Source organism: Paracoccus sp. J55 (assembly GCF_000513975.1).
Taxonomy (GTDB): domain Bacteria; phylum Pseudomonadota; class Alphaproteobacteria; order Rhodobacterales; family Rhodobacteraceae; genus Paracoccus.
The window spans coordinates 1-2558 of the sequence record NZ_AZVA01000064.1; the positions used below are offsets into that span (position 1 = coordinate 1).

1 protein-coding gene is annotated in these 2558 nt (G+C 64.3%); it reads left to right on the top strand.

Translation table 11 applies throughout. The annotated features are described in order from the left end of the window. Window positions 1–202: 202 nt before the first annotated feature. A complete protein-coding gene (locus tag PARJ55_RS0120560; RefSeq protein WP_028714665.1) occupies window positions 203–2557 on the top strand; it encodes a hypothetical protein in 2355 nt (784 codons plus the stop codon). The last annotated feature ends 1 nt before the right edge of the window (window position 2558 follow it).

A 2558-nucleotide genomic window follows, 5' to 3' on the forward strand; every position in this document is an offset into this window, starting at 1 on the left:
CAGCTATGTGGCCAGCGCGCGCGCCATGGCGCACCCCCCAACTGGCCGGACTTTACGCCGCCGCCCCGGCCGACTTTTGCTCCGCCGTTGACACTTCGTGGCGGCGCTGCGGCAGCCGGGACGAACGCCGCCCTAAGCCTACCTCCTCTCGCAGTCCCCAGTCCGGGAATGGGAGAACGTCGCCTATGCTGCGGCGGCTGGCATGGCCCTCGGCGGTGGTTTCGCCGCCTTCGGGCGCACCGGCATGGAACCCCAGATGATGCACGAGGCGGCCAAGTGGGTGAAGCATGTGGACGACAACCCGATGGTGGCCGCCCTTCATCTTCCCAACAACGGCTCTGCCGGTGCCGCCCGAGCCACCCCGCTGCCCGACCCGAAGCTGTCCCCCGGCGAGTTCATCGGGGAACGCTTTGCGGATGCCCCGAAGTCGGCCATGGGCTCCATGCGGTTCGACATGGTGGGGGTCCTGAAGCAGAATGAGAACCCGGTAATCCGGCAGATCGCGGCCCAGTTGGGCGAAGATGCTGTGGGCAATGCCGATGGTTCGGTGAACATCCGGGCAGCCAGCGAGAACGTGGCCCGTGAGATGCGCGTCCGCACGTCCCGCTTCTACCGGACCTATGACCAAGCCTTCTCGGACTGGGCGAGAGAGACCGGGAAGACTGCCCGCTGGCGGCACATGTGGGACCCCTCGGTTCGCGGCGAGTTCAACCGCGAGGTGGGCCTTGCGGTGCGCCGGGAGTTGGACGCTGACGGGAACCCCCATGTCCAGAAGGTTGCGGCCCGGATGAAGAAGGAGTTCAAGGACCTGCTGGAATATGGCCGGGACAAGAACATCCGGGGCTTCTCGGAAATCAAGGACAATTACAACTACATGACCCGCCGCTTTCGGGCGGAGAGGCTGGACGACCTGGTGGAAGCCCACGGGGCCGGGACGGTGAACCGCTTGGTGGCCGAGAGCATGATGAAGGCCAACCGCGCGCGCATGAACCGGGCGCGGCAGGCGGGCAGGGTGGTGGACGAACTGGACTACGAAACCGCCCTCGACCTCGCCTCGGCCTACGTCAAGTCCATCCGCAGCCGGAAGTATGGGGACTTCAACGTCCACCGGGCCTTCAACGGCGACGACATGACGGCGCTGCGGGACATGCTGGACGGGGCGGGGATGGACGAGGCGGCGATTGACCGCATCACCGACGCCATCCGCCTGAAGCAGGATAAGGGCGACAAAGGTAGGCTCAGCGAGGCCAAGTTCCGCATGGACCTTGACGAGACCCACCGCATCCCCTTGGCGGGGAACCCTAACGGCATCGGGATCGAGGACTTCCTTGAGAACGATGCGGAGATGCTGTTCACCCAGTATGCCCGTTCGGTCATCGGAGCCGGGGAGATCGAGGAAGCCTTCTCGAACTTCAAGGTCCCGGACACCGAGGGGAACCTTCCGAACCACGCCCCTTCCTGGTCCTCCATCAAGCGTTACGCTGCGGAGAACCACAAGGGTTCCCGTGCTGACTGGAACCGCGCGGAGGCCCGCTTGGAATCCCTCTACCGGGCCGTGGCGGGTATCGCTCAGGAGCGGCCCAGCGATGCGCGTGAAGCCATGCGCCTGCTGCGGGATTACAACTTCACACGCATCGGCGGCCAGCTTGGTGTGGCCCAGTTGTCGGAACTCGGCAGCGTCATCGGCAACGGTGGCTTCCGGGCGCTGATGCAGAACATCCCGGCCCTGCGGCACATCTTCGCCTCGGCCCGCACCGGTAAGTTCAGCGATGACCTGTTCAACGAGATAGAGGCTATCTGGGGCTTCGGAACGGACACCGTTCGGTCCAGCCCTCACGTCAAGATGGACGACATCTACGGAGGCACCTTCGAGGGTCGCGACTTCGGGTCCACCAAGATGCAACTGCTGGATCACACCCTTCAGCGGGGCAAGATGGTCACCTCCGTTTCCTCAGGGATGGCGCACATCAACATGGTCCTTCAGCGCCTCAACGGCAGGGTTCTGGTCCAGCGGTTCATGGATGACGCCACGGGTCGACGCCCGATCAACCAGAAGCGGCTGCGAGCCCTCGGAATTTCCGACGAGCTTCACCCACGCATCCAAGCCCAGTTGCAGAAGCATGTGGACCAGACAACGGGCCTGCTGGGCCGGAAGGTCTCCCGCATCAACATCGAGAAGTGGGACGATCTGGATGCCCGGAACGCTTTCGTTAACGGGGTCGATAGGTGGGCCAAGAGGTCCGTGCAGGAGAACGACCCCGGCAACATGCCGGCCTTTATGACCAAGGAGCTTGGCAAGACGGTCTTCCAGTTCCGGTCCTTCATGTTGGCGGCCTACTCGAAGCAACTTCTGGCCGGCATCCATCACCGCGATTGGGAAACCTTCTCGGCCTTCATGTCATCCATGCTGTTCGGGGGGCTGTTCTATGCCGCCCAAACGGCAGTTAACGCGCAGGGCAGGGCCGACTGTCAACGGCGGAGCAAAAGTCGGCCGGGGCGGCGGCGTAAAGTCCGGCCAGTTGGGGGGTGCGCCATGGCGCGCGCGCTGGCCACATAGC

What these genes read in the sequence shown, in the direction of transcription:
- PARJ55_RS0120560 (WP_028714665.1), top strand. Translation starts at nt 203, where the DNA reads ATGGCCCTCGGCGGTGGTTTCGCCGCCTTCGGGCGCACCGGCATGGAA.